This is a genomic window from Variovorax sp. PDC80 (assembly GCF_900115375.1).
Classification (GTDB): Bacteria; Pseudomonadota; Gammaproteobacteria; order Burkholderiales; family Burkholderiaceae_C; genus Variovorax.
On sequence record NZ_FOWG01000015.1, the window covers coordinates 175,984 to 192,588 of the forward strand.

Genomic DNA, 16,605 nt, shown 5'->3' on the forward strand with positions numbered 1-16,605 from the left:
CGCTCAAGCAGTCTGGAGCCGCTCCAGGTCGGCGATCAGCGCCGGCCCCGTCGGCTGCCATCCCAGGGTCTCGCGCGTCCACGCGCTCGACGCGGGCAGGTCCATCCCCGCGAACATCGCGAGCCAGCCGAAGAAGCCCGGTGCCTCATCGGGCGCGAGCGAGCGAACCGGCAGTTGCAGCCGCCGCCCGAGCGCCTCGGCGATCTCGCGCATCGCCACGCCTTCCTCGGCCACCGCGTGGTACTTCGCGCTCGGCGCGGCCTTCTCGAGCGCGAGCCTGAAGAGCCGCGCCACGTCGAGCACATGCGCCGCGGGCCAGCGGTTGAGGCCGTCGCCGACATAGGCGCAGGCGCCCTTGGCGCGGTACATCTCGATCAGCGGGCTGATCAGGCCCTGGCGCACCGTGTCGTGCACCTGCGGCAGCCGCACGATCGACACGTTCACGCCATGCGCCTTGGCGGCGGCATTGGCTGCTTCTTCCGAGGCCGCGCGCGGATGCGTGTCGGCGCCCACGGTCGGATGGTCTTCCTTCGCCGGCTGGCCCGCCACCGTGTTGGCGATGCCGGTGCCGGAGGTCACGACCAGCGGCAGATCGGAACCCGCGAGCGCCGAGGCCAGCGCATCGATGACCCGGCGGTCGTCCTCGCAGTTCTGCACGAAGCGCGAGAAGTCGTGGTTGAAGGCCAGGTGGATCACGCCATCGGCGCGCTCCGCGCCGGCGCGCAGGCTGCCGGCGTCCTCCAGGGTGCCGTGCAGCACCTCGGCGCCGGCGGCCTTCAAGGCGGCCGCCTTCTCCTGTGAACGGCTCAGGCCGATCACCTGGTGGCCGGCCGCCACCAGTTCCTTGACGACGGGCAGGCCGATGAAACCGGTCGCGCCGGTGACGAACACTCGCATGGGAAAGATCTCCAGGTTGGGTTGGAGGCCAGTCTCGGACCGCGAGCCATCCCGGTAAAGTAGTGACGTTATCGTGGTATGGCGGTTAACAGCATGAGCGCAATGGCAAACGGCAATCCGGCAGACGGCAATGCCCTGGGCAACTACCTGAAGGATCGCCGTGCCCGGCTCGATCCAACGGTCTTCGGCTATTCGACGGACCGTCGTCGCACGCCCGGCCTGCGCCGCGAGGAGGTCGCGCAGCGCGCCCACATCAGCGCCACCTGGTACACCTGGCTCGAGCAGGGCCGTGGCGGCGCGCCCTCGGCCGAGGTGCTCGAGCGCATCGCCCAGGCGCTGGTGCTCACCGAGATCGAGCGCGAGCACCTCTACCTGCTGGGCCTGGGCCGCCCGCCCGAGGTGCGCTATCGCCAGCCCGAGGGCGTCACGCCGCGGCTGCAGCGCGTGCTCGATGCCCTGCATCCCTGTCCCGCGCTGATGCGCACCGCGACCTGGGACGTGGTGGCGTGGAACCGAGCCTCGAGCGTGATGCTGGTGGACTACGGCCTGCTGCCGCCCGGGCAGCGCAACATCCTGCGCTTCATCTTCCTCGACCCGCGCGCCCGCGCCGCGCAGTACGACTGGCAGAGCGTGGCGCGCTTCGCGCTCGGTGCCTTCCGCGCCGACGCCACCCGCGCCGGCGCCGCGGCGCTGGTGCAGCCGCTGGTCGACGAGCTCTGCCGGCTGAGCCCCGAGTTCGACGCGATGTGGCGCGACAACGACGTGGTCGGCGTGCACGGCGAAACGGTCAAGCACATCCGCCATCCGGTGCTCGGGCCGCTGGCCTTCGAGTACTCGTCGTTCGCGGTCGATGGGCGGCCGGACCTCAGCCTGGTGGTCTACAACCCGACGACGCCGGGGGATGCGCAGAGGATCGGGGCGTTGGTCTGAAGGGGCGGCTTCATCTCGCGGCTGCCGCGCGAGCCTTCCTGCGCGGCGGCTGCGTGTCCTGCAAGGCCTGCTCGACGGCCTCGCGCACGAAGGCCGTGAAGCTGCGCACCAGGGGCCGGATCATGCTGCGGTGGGGCAGCACCGCGTAGATCGTCTTGGCGCGCAGCGGGTTCCTGGGCAGCACCTCCACGAGCGTGCCGCGCGCCAGGTGCTCGGCCACATGGAAGCGGTAGAAGTTTCCGATGCCCGCGCCCGCCACGCAGGCGCTGCGCAGCGCGTCTCCGTTGTCGGACAGCAGCACGGCCTGCGGCCGGATCGATTGCCACTGGCCCTTGACCTCCAGGTGCCAAGTCTCGGCGACCTCCGAGAAGCGCGGGCAGAGGCAGCGATGCCGCGCGAGATCGTCGACCGAGCGCGGCGTGCCGTGCGACTTCAGGTAGTGGGGCGATGCGCACAGGACCTGCGGGCTCTGGGCCAGCACCAGCTGCGCCTGCTTGGTCGGCAGCTCCTCGCCGATGAACAGCGCGAGGTCGACCCGTTCGCGCACGAGATCGGGCACGTTGCTGTTGACCACGAGGTCCACCGTGGCACCGGGATGGCTCTCGAGGAATTTGGGCAGGGCCGGCGCGACGACCGCGGAGGCGAAGGAGGGCGGCGCCGTCACGCGCAGGTGGCCGCCGGCGGCCTGCTCGCCCGCGATGCCGGCCACGGCGCCCTCGAGCTGTTCGAGGATGTCGACGCAGCGCGCGTAGAAGGCTTCGCCCGCATCGGTGACGCTGATGCGCCGCGTGGTGCGGTGAACCAGCGCGGCGCCGGTCGCGCGCTCGAGCAGTTGCAGGTGCTTGGTGACCGAGGACGGCGCCATGCGCAGCTGGCGTGCGGCGGTCGTGAAGCTGTTGGCGTTCACCACCGCCACGAAGCAGCGCAGCGACAGCACGCTGGCCTGGTTCAGGAAGTCGGGCATGCCCGATCATTGCATCGAATCTGGAAAAAGTATCTTCTTTCGTTTCCATATTGTGCGTAGCGATCCCGATGCCGATCATTGCGTCAGCTTCCCCGCGATACCGAAGGAGACAAGAGATTGAACCCCCACCGCGCATGCGCGTCCGGCCGATGAGCCGCTCGATCACGCTCACGTTCGACAACGGCCCGGCCTCGGCCGTGACGCCGCACGTGCTGGACGTGCTGGCGCGCCATGGCATCCGTGCGACCTTCTTCGTGCTCGGCCAGAACCTGGCCTCGAAGGAAGGCCGTGCGCTCGCCTGCCGGGCGAGGGACGAAGGCCACTGGATCGGCAACCACACCTACACGCACGATGTCCCGCTCGGCGCATCGTCCGACCCGTTCGCGCCGCAGCAGGAGATCGGCCGCACGCAGGCCCTGATCGGCGAGCTCTCGCATCCCGACAGGCTGTTCCGTCCCTTCGGTGGCGGCGGCGTCCTCGGTCCCCATCTGCTGAGCCGCGCGGCGCTCGCGTTCCTGCGCGAGGGGCGATTCACCTGCGTGCTCTGGAACTCGATCCCGCGCGACTGGGACGACCCCGAAGGCTGGCCGCGGACGGCGCTCGCGCAGGCACGCGGGCAGGACTGGACCCTCAGCGTGCTGCACGACTACGAGACGGGCGCGATGACGCAGCTGGAGCCGTACATCGAGCAGGCCCTGGCCGAAGGCTTCCGCTTCCGGCAGGAGTTTCCGCCGGACTGCGTGCCGCTGGTGCGGGGCATGCCCGTGCATCCCATGGAGGCCTTCGTGTCGAACGGCCAGCCCTCTTCATTTCCCCAGGAGACATGACATGCAGAACGAACCCTCGAAGACCGGCGCGGTCATCGTCACGCCCGAGGAGGCCGAGGCGATCCGGCCCTTTGGCCTCGACATGCAGGTGCTGCTCGGCAGCGAACAGACGGGCGGCAGGCTCTCGGTGATCATGGCCTGCCACCGGCCCGGCGAGGGCCCGCCCGACCATCTGCACTTCACGCAGGAAGAGTGCTTCTTCATCGTCGAAGGCACCTACGAAGTGACCGCCGGCGACACCACGCGCACGGTGGGCGCCGGCGCCATCGTCTATCTGCCGCGCGGCGTCGTCCATCGCTTCCGGAACGTCGGAACCACCACGGCGCGCATGCTCGACTGGAGCGTGCCGGGCGGGCAGGACCGCTACTTCAGGGAGATCTCCGCGCTGGCGGGCCCCGGCTTCTCGGGCGAGAAGGTCGCGCTGATCAGCGAGAAGCACGACACCAACTTCCCCGCGCCGCACTGACGCGACCCGCGTCGTCCCTGCAGCGATGCCAGGCCTCGCGCCGGCACCGCGGGGACACGCACGCCTCGAGAAAAGGACCACCGATGATCGTCGAACAACGCACCTACCGCGTGCGCGCGGGCACCGTGCGCGACTACCTCCACACCTACGAGCACGAGGGTGGACTGGCGCTGCAGCGCCAGCACCTGGGCCGCATGGTCGGCTACTTCCACACCGAGTTCGGACCGCTCAACGAGATCGTCCACCTGTGGGCCTACGACGACCTCGCGGACCGCGACCGGCGCCGCGCCGCCCTGTCGGCCGATCCGCAGTGGCAGGCGTACGCGCCGAAGATCTTCCGCTTCATCGAGACGCAGGAGTCGAAGCTCCTGAAACCCGCGGCATTCAGCCCGAGCTATTGAGCGGCCACCAGAGCCCAGGAGACAGACATGAGCCATTCCTATTCCCATCCTCTTTCCATTCGCAGGCTGCTGGCCGCGAGCGTGCTCGCGCTGGCGAGCGTCGCGGCCACCGCCCAGGCGAACTGGCCGATGCGGCCCATCCGCATCGTCATCGGCTTGCCCGCCGGCCTGGCCGCGGACGTCATCGCGCGCATGTACGGCGAGAAGCTGTCGAAGGCGCTCGGGCAGCCGGTGGTCGTCGACAACAAGCCCGGCGCCACCGGCAACATCGCGCAGGACACGGTGGCCAAGGCGCCGGCCGACGGCTACACGCTGCTCTACGCGGTCTCGAATTCCTTCGTGAGCAACCCCCACGCCTTCGCCCGGCTGCCCTTCGATGTCGACAAGGACTTCGCGCCCGTCGCGCAGACGGTGCGCAACGGCCTGTACCTCGTGACCGCCAAGGACTTCCCGGCCAGGACGCTGCAGGAAGCGATGGCGCTGGCACGCGCGGCGCCCGGCAGGTACAGCTATGCCTCGTACGGGCTCGGTGGCTTTCCGCATCTGGTCATGGAGCTGGTGCTTGCGCAGGAGAAGGTCGAGATGCTCCACGTGCCCTACAAGGGCGGCGCGCTCACAGACGTGGCGGCCGGCACCGTTCCGCTGGTCTGGGAGCCCGCCGCGAATGCCATCCCCTTCATGAAGGAGGGCCGTGTGCGGGCCCTCGCGGTCTGGGGCTACGGCCAGCGAAACCCCGCGACGCCCGAGGTGCCGAACATTGCCGAGCTCGTGCCCGGTGCCGACGTCGCGAGCTTCCAGGGCTTCTGGGCGCCCGCGAAGACACCGCGCGAGATCGTCGTCCGCCTGAACGAGGAGATCACCCGGGCGAGCCGCGATCCCGCGCTGATCGAGAAGCTCCGGCTCGCCTATGCCGAGTCCGTGGTCTCGACGCCCGAGCAGATGGCGGCGGAGGTCCGGCGCGAGTCGGTGCGCTGGCGCCAGCTGATCCGCGACAAGAACATCCGCCTCGATTGAGCGAACGGCCCGGTCGCTAGGTCTGCACGTACCCCACGCCCTTCGCGCTCGGCGCCGGCAGTGTCTCGCCCATCATCTCGCGCACGCTCGCCTCGATGGTGTGCGACATCGCATCGAGCGCGAGGTCGTTGGGCTCCATGCCGAAGGGTTCCTCGATCTCCGCGCCGAGCGCCTCGAGCGCGAAGAAGGTGTAGGCGATGAAGGCCACCACCACCGGTGTCATCGCGCCGATCGCATCGACCAGCCCGAAGGGCAGCAGCACGCAATAGAGGTAGATGGTGCGGTGGATGATGACCGCATAGGTGAACGGGATCGGCGTACCCGCGATGCGCTCACAGCCGCCGAGCGCCTCGGTGAGCCGGCCCAGCGGCAGCTCGATGGCCTGCGCGAGCTCGGGCGCGAGCCGGCCCTGCAGGCGCTGCGCCTGCAGCCATTCGCCGACCATCAGCAGCAGCACGGCGGGCTTGAAGCGCACCGTTCGCAGGCGTGCGCGGTCTTCTTCCGGCAGCAGGCGCGCGAGGTCGGCCGAGGCATCGGTGCCGCGCAGCTGATGCCGCAGCGCATGCACGAAGGCGATGAGCCGCGCGACCGGCAGCGCGATGCCGTCGCGCGAAGGCAGCAGCGTGATCAGCTGGCGCACCAGCGTGCGCGTTTCGTTGAGCAGCGTGCCCCAGAGCGTGCGTGCCTCCCAGTAGCGCGCATAGCTCGTGCCGTTGCGAAAGCCCAGGAAGATCGCGAGCGTGAGGCCGATCAGCGAGAAGGGCACGAAGTTCAGCGGCACCTTCCACTGGAACAGCCGGCCATGCAGCACGGTCACGAGGATCGCGAAGCCGGTGGTCCACAGCAGCTGCGGCACGATCGACGACAGCACCGAGCCGTGCCAGACGAACAGCATGCGCAGCCAGTGGGGACGGGGGCGGACGATCATGGGCGGCCATTATCGCCAGCGCTGCGGCCCGTGCGGCCCGTGCGTCGTCGGCCTACAGGCGGCCCGCGCGGTGTTTGCAAGAATGCACCCGGCGATCTGTTCGTCGACCGATGAATGAACCAGGAGGAAGATACGCATGCCACACCGTCTCTCATGGCCGGTTTCCGGCCTCGCCCTGCTCGGCGCTCTCGTGGCCTTCCAGGCCCGCGCGCAAAGCGATGCCCAGGTCTATGACAACGCGATCGAGCGGGCAGCGCTCGTGTGTCCGGGCCACTCCGCCGAGCGCACCCGGACCGGCATCCGCGCCGTGGGCGTCGGTGCCCTGCGCGTGCTCGCGCAACGCCGCATCACGATGTGCCCCGACCGCCGCCTCGATGCCGCCACGCCGGTGGTCTGGTATGGCCGCGCGGGCGTCTTCGCGTGGAATCCCGAGGTCAAGGAAGCCGTGGCGCTGGTCGCGTCCAGGGTCGATGCGATGACGCGCAAGGACGAGTTCCCGGCCGACACGCTGGTGTGGAAGGCCGACGGCAGCGAGGCCAAGGGCGTGACGGTGCCGATGTTCGAGCGCAGGGCGCGGCCGGCGGGGGGCTGAGGAACCGGTCGCTCTCGACTCGCTTCACTTCGTGCGGCGGCGGTCGAAGAAGGCCTGCCGCCAGGGCATGACGCGCACCGAGGCGAACAGGCCCCCCTGCGCGAAGGGGTCGTCGCCGATGAAGCGTTCCGCGTCCGCGCGGTCGTCGGCGTCCACGATGATCAGCGCGCCGATCGCGCGGCCGTCCTCGTCGAGCACCGCACCGCCGGCCAGCATGCGCTGCTGCCGCTCGCTCAGGTAGTCGAGGTGCGCCGGCTTGAGCGATTCGCGCAGCGCCTGCGCGTCGGGCTGGTCGAGTGCGAGGATGACGTAGGGCATGCGGCGCTCCGGTTCAGCTCGGCGTGATGCCGGCCTTGGCGATGATCTCGCCCCAGGTCTTCATCTCGCGCGCGATGAAGGCCTGGAACTCCGCGGGCGTGCTGCCCACCGGCTCGGCGCCGTTGACCGTCAGCGCCTCGCGCGTGGCACGGGTCTGCAGGGCCTTGCGCACCTCGGCGCTCAGGCGTTCCACGATGGCCGCGTCGGTGCCCGCGGGCGCGAGCACGCCGGTCCAGGCGCTGACGTCGAAGGGCTTGCCCGTGGCCTCGGCGACGGTACGCACCTCGGGCAGCGAGGGCGAGCGCCGCGCGGTCGACGCGGCCAGCGCGCGCAGCTTTCCCGACTTCACGAGCGGCGCCGCCGCGACCACGTTCGCGAACATCAGGTCGACGTGGCCGCCCATCAGGTCGGCCAGCGCCGGGCCGGTGCCCTTGTAGGGCACGTGCGTCATCGTCACGCCCGACTGCAGCGCCAGCAGCTCCATCGACAGGTGGTCGGCCGTGCCGCTGCCGGTGGATGCGAAGGACAGCCGCTTCGAGCGCGCCGCCGCGAGCGCGTCGTCGAAGGACTGGATCGACGAGGTGGACGAGGCCACCATGATGAACGGCGACTGCACCGCGAGGCCGATCGGCGCGAAGGCCTTCGCGGTGTCGAAGGGCATGCTCTTCATCATCCACGGGTTGGTGGCATGCGGCACGCTCGCGACCAGCAGCGTGTAGCCGTCGGGCGCTGCCTTGGCCACCAGCTCCGAGCCGATCAAGGTGCTGGCACCGGGCTTGTTGTCGACGAAGAAGGACTGGCCCATCGACTCCGACAGCCCCATCGCGATCGCGCGCGCCACCACGTCGGTGCCGCCACCCGCGGTGAATGGGACGACCACGCGCACCTGCCGGCTCGGATAGGGCGCCGCGGCGCGTGCCGGCGGCAGGGCGGCGGCGGCGCAGGCGCCGGCCAGGGTGGCGATGAATTCGCGGCGGATCATGGGAGTCTCCAGGGGTGTTCTAGTGCGCGTGCTCGGGGCTACGCGTTGAAATGCAGCCGCAGGCCCGGCTCGGGCCAGGGCAGCGAGGCGAGCTGCCCGGTGCCCGACAGCGTGACGTAGGCGGTCTGCATGGCCGGCCCGCCGAAGCAGAGGTTGGTGACGTAGCTGTCGGGAAAGACCAGCTGCCGCAGCAGCGCGCCGTCGGGCGCGATGACCGAGACCGCGCCGGTGATCAGCGTGGCGACGCAGATGTTGCCGCCGGCCTCGAGCGCGAGGCTGTCGAAGCGCTGGAAGCCCGGCAGTCCGCAGACGATGCGCCCGCCATGCGGCGAGGGAAAGGGATGCTTTCGCACCGTGCCGGGCTCGACGATGTCGAAGGCCCACAGCCGTGCCGTCTCGGTCTCGGCCACGTAGAGCACGCGCGCGTCGGGCGAGAGGCCGATGCCGTTCGCCGACAGCAGCGGATAGGCCACCTCGACGATGCGCGAGCCGTCGGGCAGCGCGTAGTAGACGCCGCCGTAGTCGCGCAGCCGCGCATGCTTCTTGCCGAAGTCGGTGAAGTAGAAGCCGCCGTGCGCATCGAACACGAGGTCGTTGGGCGACGACAGCCGATGGCCGTCGCAATGCGTGTAGAGCAGCGTGTGCTCGCCCGTGCGCAGGTCGAAGCGGCGGATGCTGCCGCCCTCGTAGTCGGCCGCGGGCCCGGTCGAGGTGAAGCGGCCCGGCACATAGGCGCTGCCGCCGTTGTCGCAGACGTAGAGCGCGCCGTCGGGCCCGATCGCCGCGCCGTTCGGACCGCCGCCGCAGTCGGCGACCACGTGGCGCTCGCCATCGGGCGAGATCCGCACGACGAGGCCCGCGCGCATCTCGACCAGCAGCACCGAGCCATCGGCCAGCGCCACCGGCCCTTCAGGAAATTGCAGACCCTCGGCCAGAATCCTCATGCGTTCCTTCATGCCGCTTTCGATGCCATGCGGCTCGAAAGGGGCTTGTCTCTCAATGATTCGAGCGCTGAAGATACGTGAGCGGCCGTGGCGGCTCAATCACAATTAACTCATGCGAGAAATGATCAAAAGTCATTGCTCGCGGGCGCGAGTCGGGGCGCTCGGACGGCGCGTTCAGGCGGCGCGGATCCAGCGGCCGGACGCGGGGTCCGGCGTCGCCGCTTCGCCATTCACCAGCACCTGCTCTTCCGTCAGCCGCGATGCGGTCGAGGGATCGACGTCGAAGCGGATCTGCATCGCGCGGACCAGCGCCTCGTCCTCGATCGGCAGCTCCCAGGTCAGGAACACCTGCAGGGTGTCGCGCTCCGCGCCGAAGTCCGCCGCATCGAAGCCCTTGCCATCGCGCCGGATCACGGCATGCGGCTGGCAGGTGTCGAACAGCATGACCGTGCCGCGTGCGAGCGGAAGGCGCACGCCGGCCGAGGGAAAGTGCACGTCGAGGCCGAGGTCCTCGCCGAGGAAGAGATTGCAGAAGGCCGCGCCGCCGTACTGCGCGCCGTCGTGGTGGTAGCGCGCGCCACGGCAAGCCATCAGTGCCACGTCGGCATTGCCCGGCAGGCCGGGCAGACCCTGCGTGCGCGCCCAGTCGGCCACCGCCTGCACGCACTGGCCGTACGCGGGCCAGCGCGTTCTCGCGCGTGCCAGCGACAGGGGCTCGACGTCGCCGGGCTCGAGCATCAGCTGCGTGCTCGCGTCGCGCCGCCAGTCGGCCACCAGCCGCGCCGGTGGCTCGGGAATCTCCAGCCTCGACGCGAGCACGACCGGGCTCACGCTGCGGCTGCGCAAGGCATCGCCGCGCCAGAAGTACGAGGTCAGGCGCTCAGGCATGGCGAGATGGGAAGGGACGGGAGCCATCGGCCGGCAGTGTAGGGCTCGATGGATTGAGGGGCCGCCGCCTTCAAGGTCGTTCGGCGCGCCACCAGGCCAGCACGGCGCCGAGCAACACCAACACGGCCAGCACCGCGGGCACGGCGGCGATCGCATCGCGGAACGCCTCGACCGCTGCCGCGCCGCCCGAGGCCAGCGCGCCGAACTGCCCGGCCGCCACGGCATTGAGCACCTCGCGCGGCACCGGCTCGCCGATGGCCGCCGCGAGCCGCGGCGCCAGGGCCTGCACCAGCACCGCGCCCGGCACGATGGCGCCGAGCGCGTCGCCGAGCAGCCGCAGCACGTTGAAGGCGGCGGATCCGGTGCCGGCCAGCGCGTTCGGCAGGCTGGCCATCGCGAGGTAGTCGAGCAGGCCGTAGAGACAGCCGGCGCCGCTGCCGCAGATGGCGAGCGCCAGCCACTCGAGCGCCGCGGGACGCGAGAGATCGGTCCACGCCAGATACAACAGGCCCAGGCCGGCCGCCATCGCGAGGCAGCCGCCGACCAGCACGGCCCGCGTGCCGATGCGCACGGCCAGGCGCGAGGCGAGGGCCGGCATCACCATCGCGGGCATCAGCAGCGCGAGCAGGGTGCGTCCCGCGCGGTCCGCGTCGTGGCCGCGCGCGGCCTGCTGGTGCAGCGGCACGTAGATGAACATCGCGACCCACACCGTGGTGAACAGCAAGGTCAGCAGGCAGGCGAACACGAAGCCGCGGTTGCGCAGCAGCGCGGGCGGCAGCAGCGGTGCCGGATGCCGGCGCTGCGAGCGCGCGAACAGCGATCCCGCGACCAGCGCGAGCGCCAGGCAGGCGAGCACGGCGCTCGCGCCCCAGCCGTGCTCGGCACCGAGGATGCCGAAGGCCATCGCGGCCGCGATGGCCGTGAAGCCCAGCACGGCGCCCACGAGATCGAAGCGCGCGCCCGCCGGCCGGGCCGCATGGCCGCGGAAATTCCACAGCGCCAACGCGAGCGCGGCCAGCACCAGCGGCAGATGGATCGCGAGCGCCGCGCGCCAGCCGCCCCGCGCGGCCGCAGCGCCCGACAGCAGCGCACCCAGCGTGAGTCCGACACCGCCGCAGCTGCCGAGCCAGCCGAAGGCGCGCTTGCGTTCGGCCTCGCCATGGAACACGGCCGTGAGCGCGGCCGGGCCGCTGGCCGCGAGCAGTGCGCCGCCGGCGCCCTGCAGGAAGCGCGCGACCAGCAGCCATTCGGTGCGCGCGGCCAGCACGGCCATCAGCGTGAAGGTGCTGAAGATCGCGCCGCCCGCGATGAAGCTGCGGCGCTGGCCGATGCGGTCGGCGAGCGCACCGGCCGGCAGCAGGAAGGCGGCGAAGCTCAGCACGAACAGGTTGAGCACCCATTGCAGCGCGCCGAAGCCGATGCCGAAGGCCGCGCCGATCGGCACCAGCGCCACGCCCGCGGCCGTGATCGACATCGCGATCGCGGCCATCGAGAGGCAGGCCGCAGCCAGGGTGGCGCCGCGCGTGGCGGCATCGGCCGGCGTCGGGGTGGTGAGAATGGAGGTCGGCATCGGCACGCGCATCGTCAAACCGCCCAGGCTACGCAATCGCGGCCGCGGCCGCGATACCGGCGCTGGCACGCCGCGTTGCAGCCGTGGAACGCGGCGGTGCGCCACGCTCGAGGGAAACGCAAGAAAGGCATCGACAGCATGGTGGAAGACCTCAACGACCTGCTCCTGTTCGCCCGCGTGGTCGAGGCGGGCGGCTTCTCGGCGGCCGAGCGCGAGACCGGCACGCCCAAGTCGCGCCTGAGCCGGCGCGTGGGCGCGCTCGAGAAGCAGCTCGGCGTGCGGCTGATCCAGCGCTCGGCGCACCGCTTCCAGGTCACCGACGTGGGCGAGCGCGTCTACCGCCACGCGCGCAGCATGGCCGACGAAGCGCAGGCGGTGCGCGCCACCGTCGACGAGACGCTCGGCGAACCCGCGGGGCCGGTGCGCATCAGCGCCTCGCCGGTGTCGGGCGAGCTGTTGCTCGGCGGCTGGCTCGGCGAGTTCAGCCTGCGGCATCCGAAGGTGCGCATCACGCTCGACCTGTCGAACCGCTTCGTCGACCTGCTGGGCGAGCGCATCGACCTCGCGATCCGTTATGCGAGCCAGCCGCTGGCCTCGGCCGACATCGTCGCGCGGCCGATCGGCGTGGGGCGCATGGAATTGGTGGGCGCGCCCTCGCTGCTGGCGGCGCACGGCGAGCCCACCGAGCCGGCCGACCTGCATCGCTTTCCCGCGCTGGGCCAGGGCGGCGGGCCCGACAGCGTGCGGCCCTGGGCGCTGGTCGATGGCGATGGCCGGACGCTGCTGCACCATCCGCAGCCGCTCTTGATCAGCGACAACTACCAGGCTCTGCGCGAGGCCGCGCTGCGCGGCGCGGGCCTGGTGCAGCTGCCGATCGAGGCCTGCCGCGATGCGCTGGCCGACGGCCGGCTGCGCCGCGTGCTGCCGGCCTGGCCTTCGCTGGCCACGCAGGCCTACGTGCTGTACCCGAGCCGCAAGGGCATGAGCTCCGCGGTGCGCGCCGTGCTGGCCCTGCTCGAGACCAAGTACCGCGAACTCGAGCCACCCGGCGCGGCTTGAGAGGGCGCGCGCCGCCGCTGGCGTTGCAGCGGCGGCAACGCCCCGTTGCGCCCGCACGGCTCGTGCAACGCGCCGCGCGGCCCTACCTTCGAAGCTTCCTTGTCATCCCTGTTCGCAGAGAAAGAAGCTTCCCATGAACACACCGAACCAGAAGATCGCCGTCGTTTCCGGCGGCTCGCGCGGCATCGGCGCCGCCGTGGCGCGCCGCCTCGCGCGCGACGGCATCACCGTCGCGCTGCTGCACCGGAGCAATGCCGCCGCGGCCGAGGCCGTGGTGCGCGGCATCGTCGCTGAGGGCGGGCGCGCGTCCGCGTTCCAGGCCGACGTCACCGACGAGGCCGCGGCGAACGCCGCCGTGGCCGCCATCGCCGAGGCCTACGGCCACATCGACATCCTCGTGCATGCGGCCGGCACCTTCGTCGCGGCGCCGGTGGGCGAGCTCACGCGCGCGATGTTCGTCGAGCAGATGGACACCCATGCCTGGAGCACCATCGTGCTGACGCAGGCCGTGCTGCCGCATATCCCGAAGGCGGGCGGCGCCATCGTCAACGTGTCGACCGACCTGGTCCACATCCCCGGCGGCGGCACCGCGCTGTACTCCGCGGCCAAGGGCGCGGTCGAGGTGCTGACCAAGGGCTTCGCGATGGAGCTCGGCGCGCGCAACATCCGCGTCAACGCGGTGGCGCCCGCGATCACGCGCACCGACATGACCTCGGGCATCCCGGCCGATCACCTGCGCGAGGAGACCGCGCTCACGCCGCTGGGCCGGCTGGCCGAGCCCGAGGACATCGCCGACGTGGTGGCGTTCCTCGCATCGAACGATGCGCGCTGGGTGACGGGGCGCACGGTGCTGACGGACGGCGGGCGGATCTAGGCTTCAGCGCTCCAGCAGCAATTGGTCGAGCCTCGGCGACTGCGTGCTGTCCAGCGAGGCCGACCAGGCCTCGAGCTGGTCGAGCACGCGCTTGAGGCGCTGTCCCGCCTCGCTGAGGCCGTACAGCGCATGCGCACCGCCCGCCTCGTCGTCATGCCGCTGCACCAGCCGCGCCGCCGCGAGTTCGGCGAGCCGCTCGCCGAGCACCTTGGCGGACACGCCCGGCAGCCGGCGCGCGAGCTCGCCATGCCGCAGCGGCGCCGCGGCGAGGTGCCAGAGGATCAGTGCGCTCCAGCGATGGCCCAGCAGCGCGAGCCAGTGCTCGACCGGGCATTCGGCGGGCAGGCGCGGCTGCGGTGGCGTCGGGGCGCGGGCGCCGTGGATCTCTTCGACGACGGGTGCGGTTTCCATTTGGTAAGTCTCGTCGGGCAATGCTCGAATGATGCCCGTCATCGAGGAGCATCGACATGCCTGCCGTCACCCATCCCGCCGAACTCAACCCGCGCTTCGCCGCGCTCTACAACGCACGCGACCTGGCGGGCCTGCTGTCGCTCTACGAGCAGGACGCCGCGCATCACAACGCGCAGACCGCCGCGACCGACCACGGCCTCGCGGCCATCGAGGCCTCGCTGCGGGCGCTGCTCGCGCTCGGCGGCACCATGACCTCGGTCAACAACTTCTGCGTGGTCAGCGGCGAGCTCGCGCTGCTGCGCGCGGACTGGACCCTTCGCGCGGCGGACGGCGGCGTGATCGCGCAGGGCAGCTCGGCCGAGATCGCGCGGCGGCAGGACGACGGGGGCTGGAAGAGCGTGATCGATCACGCGATCGGCGCGAGCCTGGCGCGCGTGGATTGAGCCGGCACCACCGCGCATCCTCGCATCGATGGCGCGGGCCGCGCATGCATGGCCCGTGCGCCGCAAGGATGTCATCCCCGCTTCATCCGAGCTTCACACGATCCCGTTTTTCACAAGAGGGGATCAGTCTTGAAACGCATTCTGAGCGCGTCCGCATTGGCGGCCGCGATGTTGCTCGCTGCCTGCGGCGGCGGTGGTGGTTCGTCGGTGGCCTTCATTCCGCCGCCCGCATCGGGTGGCGGTGGCGATACGCCCGGCACGCCCACGGCCCAGCCGATGGATCTGACGATCCTGCACATCAACGACCACCACTCGAACCTGGACAGCAAGACCAAGACCTTGCAGCTGCGCAGCGCCAGCGGCGGCGCGCCCGGCCCGGTGCAGGTCGATGCGGGCGGTTTCCCGCGCGTCACGGCCGCGATCGAGGCGCTGGCCGCGAAATCGACCAACGTGCTCAAGCTGCATGCGGGCGATGCGCAGACCGGCACGCTCTATTTCAACCGCGCGGGCGCCGACGGCGAGGCCGATGCCGCGCTGATGAACACCGTCTGCTTCGATGCCTTCACGCTCGGCAACCACGAGTTCGACAAGGGCGACAGCGGCCTGAAGAAGTTCATCGACTTCCTGCACAAGGGCGCGTGCAAGACGCCGGTGCTGAGCGCCAACGTCAACTTCGGCGCGAGCTCCGCGCTCCACCCCTCGCGCGCGCCGGGCTACGTCAACAAGTCCATCGTCGTGCAGCGCGGCGGCCAGTCGATCGGCCTCGTGGGCCTGACGATCGCGGCCAAGACCAAGGCCTCGTCGAGCCCCGACCCCGACACCACCTTCGAGGACGAGGCCGTTGCGGCCCAGCGCGAGATCGATGCGCTGAAGGCGCGCGGCGTGAACAAGATCATCGTGATGAGCCACATCGGCTACGAGTACGACAAGACCGTGATCGCCAAGCTCAGCGGCGTGGACGTGGTGGTCGGCGGCGACTCGCACACGCTGGTCGGCCCGGCCGGGCTGACGGCCTATGGCGTGGGCTCGCCCGCGGGTGCCTATCCCACGCGCGCGACTGACAAAGATGGCAAGCCCGTCTGCCTGGTGCAGGCCTGGGAATACAGCCAGGTGGTGGGTGAGCTCAAGGTGGCCTTCGATGCGCAGGGCAACGTGACGAACTGCGCCGGCACGCCGCACGTGCTGATCGGCGACGAGTTCAAGGTCGGCAGCGCTTCCAACGCGCCGGCCGCCACGCCCGAGCAGAAGACGGCGATCCTGGCCGATGTCGCGGCCAGCGGCTTCTTGCGCGTGACCACGCCCAGCGTGCCGGCGGCGGCGGTGCTCAAGCCCTTCAAGGACAAGGTGGACGCGTTCACGAAGAGCGAGGTGGCCCTGGTGCCGACCGAGCTGTGCTCGCGCCGCGTGCCCGGCGGCGTGGGAACGGTCGACTACAGCCGTTCGAGCGTGACCTGCAATGCGCTGGGCGAGGTCAGCCTGCGCGGCGGCGACATCCAGCAGCTCGTGGCCCAGGCCTACGTCGACGTGGCCAATGCCGAGTACGGCGGTGCCGACATCTCGCTGCAGAGCGGCGGTGGCGTGCGGGTGCCGCTCAACGGCCGCGTGACCGCGGCGAACGTCATCGAGGTGCTGCCCTTCGGCAACATGCTGTTCCGTCTCGACATCACCGGCCAGGAGGTCAAGCGCATGCTCGAGGACGGCATGCAGGCGGTCTACGGTCCCGGCGGCTCGACCGGCCCGTACCCCTACACCGGCAACCTGCGCTTCGACGTGGACGCGACCAAGGCCGAGGGCAGCCGCGTCGCCAACATCGAGGTGCGCAATGCCGCGGCCAACACCTGGGGACCGCTGGACCTGGCCAAGACCTACAAGCTGTTCGTGCTGAGCTTCAACGCCACCGGCGGCGACGGCTACAAGACCCTGGCCGCCGTGCCCGCCGCGCGCCGCCTCGACATCGGCGTGCTCGACGCGGACGTGTTCCAGACCTACATCGACGGGCAGGCCAAGGACGTGGGGACGGGACTGCCGCTGCTGCGCAAGCTCGATGGAGCGCTGTACAGCACGAAGTCGTATGTGAAGCCCTGAGCGGGCCGAACC

The 16,605-nt window shown here is 70.8% G+C and carries 19 protein-coding genes; 10 read left to right on the forward strand and 9 right to left on the reverse strand.

Annotated elements, in window-relative coordinates; translation table 11 throughout:
• Window positions 1–3 precede the first annotated feature (3 nt).
• The gene (locus BM109_RS34040) at window positions 4–897 is read right to left on the reverse strand and encodes an SDR family oxidoreductase (protein ID WP_093353085.1); all 894 of its coding nucleotides are present in this window, start codon (window positions 895–897) and stop codon (window positions 4–6) included.
• A 93-nt stretch (window positions 898–990) separates the two neighbouring features.
• Between BM109_RS34040 and BM109_RS34045 the strand changes: the two genes are divergently transcribed.
• The gene (locus BM109_RS34045; RefSeq protein WP_256222951.1) at window positions 991–1,827 is read left to right on the forward strand and encodes a helix-turn-helix transcriptional regulator; all 837 of its coding nucleotides are present in this window, start codon (window positions 991–993) and stop codon (window positions 1,825–1,827) included.
• Between the two features lie 10 nt (window positions 1,828–1,837).
• Here BM109_RS34045 and BM109_RS34050 read toward each other — a convergent pair whose 3' ends face one another.
• Window positions 1,838–2,791, reverse strand: a complete 954-nt coding sequence (locus BM109_RS34050; protein ID WP_093353091.1) for a LysR family transcriptional regulator — start codon at window positions 2,789–2,791, stop codon at window positions 1,838–1,840.
• A gap of 134 nt (window positions 2,792–2,925) precedes the next feature.
• Here BM109_RS34050 and BM109_RS34055 point away from each other — a divergent pair, with 134 nt between their 5' ends.
• From BM109_RS34055 to BM109_RS34070, 4 genes are all read left to right on the forward strand, one after another.
• A complete protein-coding gene (locus tag BM109_RS34055) occupies window positions 2,926–3,618 on the forward strand; it encodes a polysaccharide deacetylase family protein (protein ID WP_218159437.1) in 693 nt (230 codons plus the stop codon).
• 1 nt (window position 3,619) lies between these two features.
• The gene (locus BM109_RS34060; protein ID WP_093353097.1) at window positions 3,620–4,084 is read left to right on the forward strand and encodes a cupin domain-containing protein; all 465 of its coding nucleotides are present in this window, start codon (window positions 3,620–3,622) and stop codon (window positions 4,082–4,084) included.
• Window positions 4,085–4,167: 83 nt separating this feature from the next.
• Window positions 4,168–4,485 (forward strand): NIPSNAP family protein, encoded by a 318-nt coding sequence (locus tag BM109_RS34065; protein ID WP_093353100.1) that lies wholly within the window; start codon window positions 4,168–4,170, stop codon window positions 4,483–4,485.
• A 27-nt stretch (window positions 4,486–4,512) separates the two neighbouring features.
• Window positions 4,513–5,499, forward strand: coding sequence for a Bug family tripartite tricarboxylate transporter substrate binding protein (locus BM109_RS34070; RefSeq protein WP_256222956.1), 987 nt, complete (start codon window positions 4,513–4,515; stop codon window positions 5,497–5,499).
• 16 nt (window positions 5,500–5,515) lie between these two features.
• Here BM109_RS34070 and BM109_RS34075 read toward each other — a convergent pair whose 3' ends face one another.
• Window positions 5,516–6,427, reverse strand: coding sequence for a bestrophin family protein (locus tag BM109_RS34075; RefSeq protein ID WP_093353103.1), 912 nt, complete (start codon window positions 6,425–6,427; stop codon window positions 5,516–5,518).
• 136 nt (window positions 6,428–6,563) lie between these two features.
• Between BM109_RS34075 and BM109_RS34080 the strand changes: the two genes are divergently transcribed.
• A complete protein-coding gene (locus tag BM109_RS34080) occupies window positions 6,564–7,019 on the forward strand; it encodes a hypothetical protein (RefSeq protein WP_218159438.1) in 456 nt (151 codons plus the stop codon).
• Between the two features lie 24 nt (window positions 7,020–7,043).
• On the opposite strand, the gene BM109_RS34085 is transcribed toward BM109_RS34080, so the two are convergent.
• From BM109_RS34085 to BM109_RS34105, 5 genes are all read right to left on the reverse strand, one after another.
• Window positions 7,044–7,337 (reverse strand): YciI family protein, encoded by a 294-nt coding sequence (locus BM109_RS34085; RefSeq protein ID WP_093353106.1) that lies wholly within the window; start codon window positions 7,335–7,337, stop codon window positions 7,044–7,046.
• Window positions 7,338–7,350: 13 nt separating this feature from the next.
• The gene (locus BM109_RS34090; RefSeq protein ID WP_093353109.1) at window positions 7,351–8,319 is read right to left on the reverse strand and encodes a tripartite tricarboxylate transporter substrate binding protein; all 969 of its coding nucleotides are present in this window, start codon (window positions 8,317–8,319) and stop codon (window positions 7,351–7,353) included.
• 38 nt (window positions 8,320–8,357) lie between these two features.
• A complete protein-coding gene (locus tag BM109_RS34095; protein ID WP_093353112.1) occupies window positions 8,358–9,275 on the reverse strand; it encodes an SMP-30/gluconolactonase/LRE family protein in 918 nt (305 codons plus the stop codon).
• A 162-nt stretch (window positions 9,276–9,437) separates the two neighbouring features.
• A complete protein-coding gene (locus tag BM109_RS34100; protein WP_093353115.1) occupies window positions 9,438–10,151 on the reverse strand; it encodes a hypothetical protein in 714 nt (237 codons plus the stop codon).
• Window positions 10,152–10,221: 70 nt separating this feature from the next.
• Entirely contained in the window at window positions 10,222–11,721 is a 1,500-nt protein-coding gene (locus tag BM109_RS34105; RefSeq protein WP_177239540.1) for an MFS transporter, read from the reverse strand.
• Between the two features lie 138 nt (window positions 11,722–11,859).
• On the opposite strand from BM109_RS34105, the gene BM109_RS34110 reads away from it, so the two are divergent.
• Both BM109_RS34110 and BM109_RS34115 read left to right on the forward strand, forming a co-directional pair.
• A complete protein-coding gene (locus BM109_RS34110) occupies window positions 11,860–12,780 on the forward strand; it encodes a LysR substrate-binding domain-containing protein (protein WP_371269158.1) in 921 nt (306 codons plus the stop codon).
• Window positions 12,781–12,913: 133 nt separating this feature from the next.
• The gene (locus BM109_RS34115; RefSeq protein WP_093353122.1) at window positions 12,914–13,654 is read left to right on the forward strand and encodes an SDR family NAD(P)-dependent oxidoreductase; all 741 of its coding nucleotides are present in this window, start codon (window positions 12,914–12,916) and stop codon (window positions 13,652–13,654) included.
• A 3-nt stretch (window positions 13,655–13,657) separates the two neighbouring features.
• Here the strand turns inward: BM109_RS34115 and BM109_RS34120 are convergent, their stop codons facing one another.
• Window positions 13,658–14,065 carry a winged helix-turn-helix transcriptional regulator gene (locus BM109_RS34120; RefSeq protein WP_093353125.1) on the reverse strand — a complete coding sequence of 136 codons (408 nt, stop codon included), beginning with the start codon at window positions 14,063–14,065 and terminating at the stop codon, window positions 13,658–13,660.
• A gap of 56 nt (window positions 14,066–14,121) precedes the next feature.
• Here BM109_RS34120 and BM109_RS34125 point away from each other — a divergent pair, with 56 nt between their 5' ends.
• Window positions 14,122–14,508 (forward strand): YybH family protein, encoded by a 387-nt coding sequence (locus tag BM109_RS34125; protein ID WP_093353127.1) that lies wholly within the window; start codon window positions 14,122–14,124, stop codon window positions 14,506–14,508.
• Window positions 14,509–14,676: 168 nt separating this feature from the next.
• Window positions 14,677–16,593: a bifunctional metallophosphatase/5'-nucleotidase gene (locus tag BM109_RS34130; protein WP_256222964.1), complete on the forward strand. Its 1,917-nt coding sequence runs from the start codon at window positions 14,677–14,679 to the stop codon at window positions 16,591–16,593.
• Window positions 16,594–16,605 lie beyond the last annotated feature (12 nt).

Excerpts from the sequence above, each read along its gene's own strand:
- BM109_RS34040 (WP_093353085.1), bottom strand. The coding sequence starts at position 897 with ATGCGAGTGTTCGTCACCGGCGCGACCGGTTTCATCGGCCTGCCCGTC.
- BM109_RS34045 (WP_256222951.1), top strand. The coding sequence starts at position 991 with ATGAGCGCAATGGCAAACGGCAATCCGGCAGACGGCAATGCCCTGGGC.
- BM109_RS34050 (WP_093353091.1), bottom strand. The coding sequence starts at position 2,791 with ATGCCCGACTTCCTGAACCAGGCCAGCGTGCTGTCGCTGCGCTGCTTC.
- BM109_RS34055 (WP_218159437.1), top strand. The coding sequence starts at position 2,926 with ATGCGCGTCCGGCCGATGAGCCGCTCGATCACGCTCACGTTCGACAAC.
- BM109_RS34060 (WP_093353097.1), top strand. The coding sequence starts at position 3,620 with ATGCAGAACGAACCCTCGAAGACCGGCGCGGTCATCGTCACGCCCGAG.
- BM109_RS34065 (WP_093353100.1), top strand. The coding sequence starts at position 4,168 with ATGATCGTCGAACAACGCACCTACCGCGTGCGCGCGGGCACCGTGCGC.
- BM109_RS34070 (WP_256222956.1), top strand. The coding sequence starts at position 4,513 with ATGAGCCATTCCTATTCCCATCCTCTTTCCATTCGCAGGCTGCTGGCC.
- BM109_RS34075 (WP_093353103.1), bottom strand. The coding sequence starts at position 6,427 with ATGATCGTCCGCCCCCGTCCCCACTGGCTGCGCATGCTGTTCGTCTGG.
- BM109_RS34080 (WP_218159438.1), top strand. The coding sequence starts at position 6,564 with ATGCCACACCGTCTCTCATGGCCGGTTTCCGGCCTCGCCCTGCTCGGC.
- BM109_RS34085 (WP_093353106.1), bottom strand. The coding sequence starts at position 7,337 with ATGCCCTACGTCATCCTCGCACTCGACCAGCCCGACGCGCAGGCGCTG.
- BM109_RS34090 (WP_093353109.1), bottom strand. The coding sequence starts at position 8,319 with ATGATCCGCCGCGAATTCATCGCCACCCTGGCCGGCGCCTGCGCCGCC.
- BM109_RS34095 (WP_093353112.1), bottom strand. The coding sequence starts at position 9,275 with ATGAAGGAACGCATGAGGATTCTGGCCGAGGGTCTGCAATTTCCTGAA.
- BM109_RS34100 (WP_093353115.1), bottom strand. The coding sequence starts at position 10,151 with ATGCCTGAGCGCCTGACCTCGTACTTCTGGCGCGGCGATGCCTTGCGC.
- BM109_RS34105 (WP_177239540.1), bottom strand. The coding sequence starts at position 11,721 with ATGCCGACCTCCATTCTCACCACCCCGACGCCGGCCGATGCCGCCACG.
- BM109_RS34110 (WP_371269158.1), top strand. The coding sequence starts at position 11,860 with ATGGTGGAAGACCTCAACGACCTGCTCCTGTTCGCCCGCGTGGTCGAG.
- BM109_RS34115 (WP_093353122.1), top strand. The coding sequence starts at position 12,914 with ATGAACACACCGAACCAGAAGATCGCCGTCGTTTCCGGCGGCTCGCGC.
- BM109_RS34120 (WP_093353125.1), bottom strand. The coding sequence starts at position 14,065 with ATGGAAACCGCACCCGTCGTCGAAGAGATCCACGGCGCCCGCGCCCCG.
- BM109_RS34125 (WP_093353127.1), top strand. The coding sequence starts at position 14,122 with ATGCCTGCCGTCACCCATCCCGCCGAACTCAACCCGCGCTTCGCCGCG.
- BM109_RS34130 (WP_256222964.1), top strand. The coding sequence starts at position 14,677 with ATGTTGCTCGCTGCCTGCGGCGGCGGTGGTGGTTCGTCGGTGGCCTTC.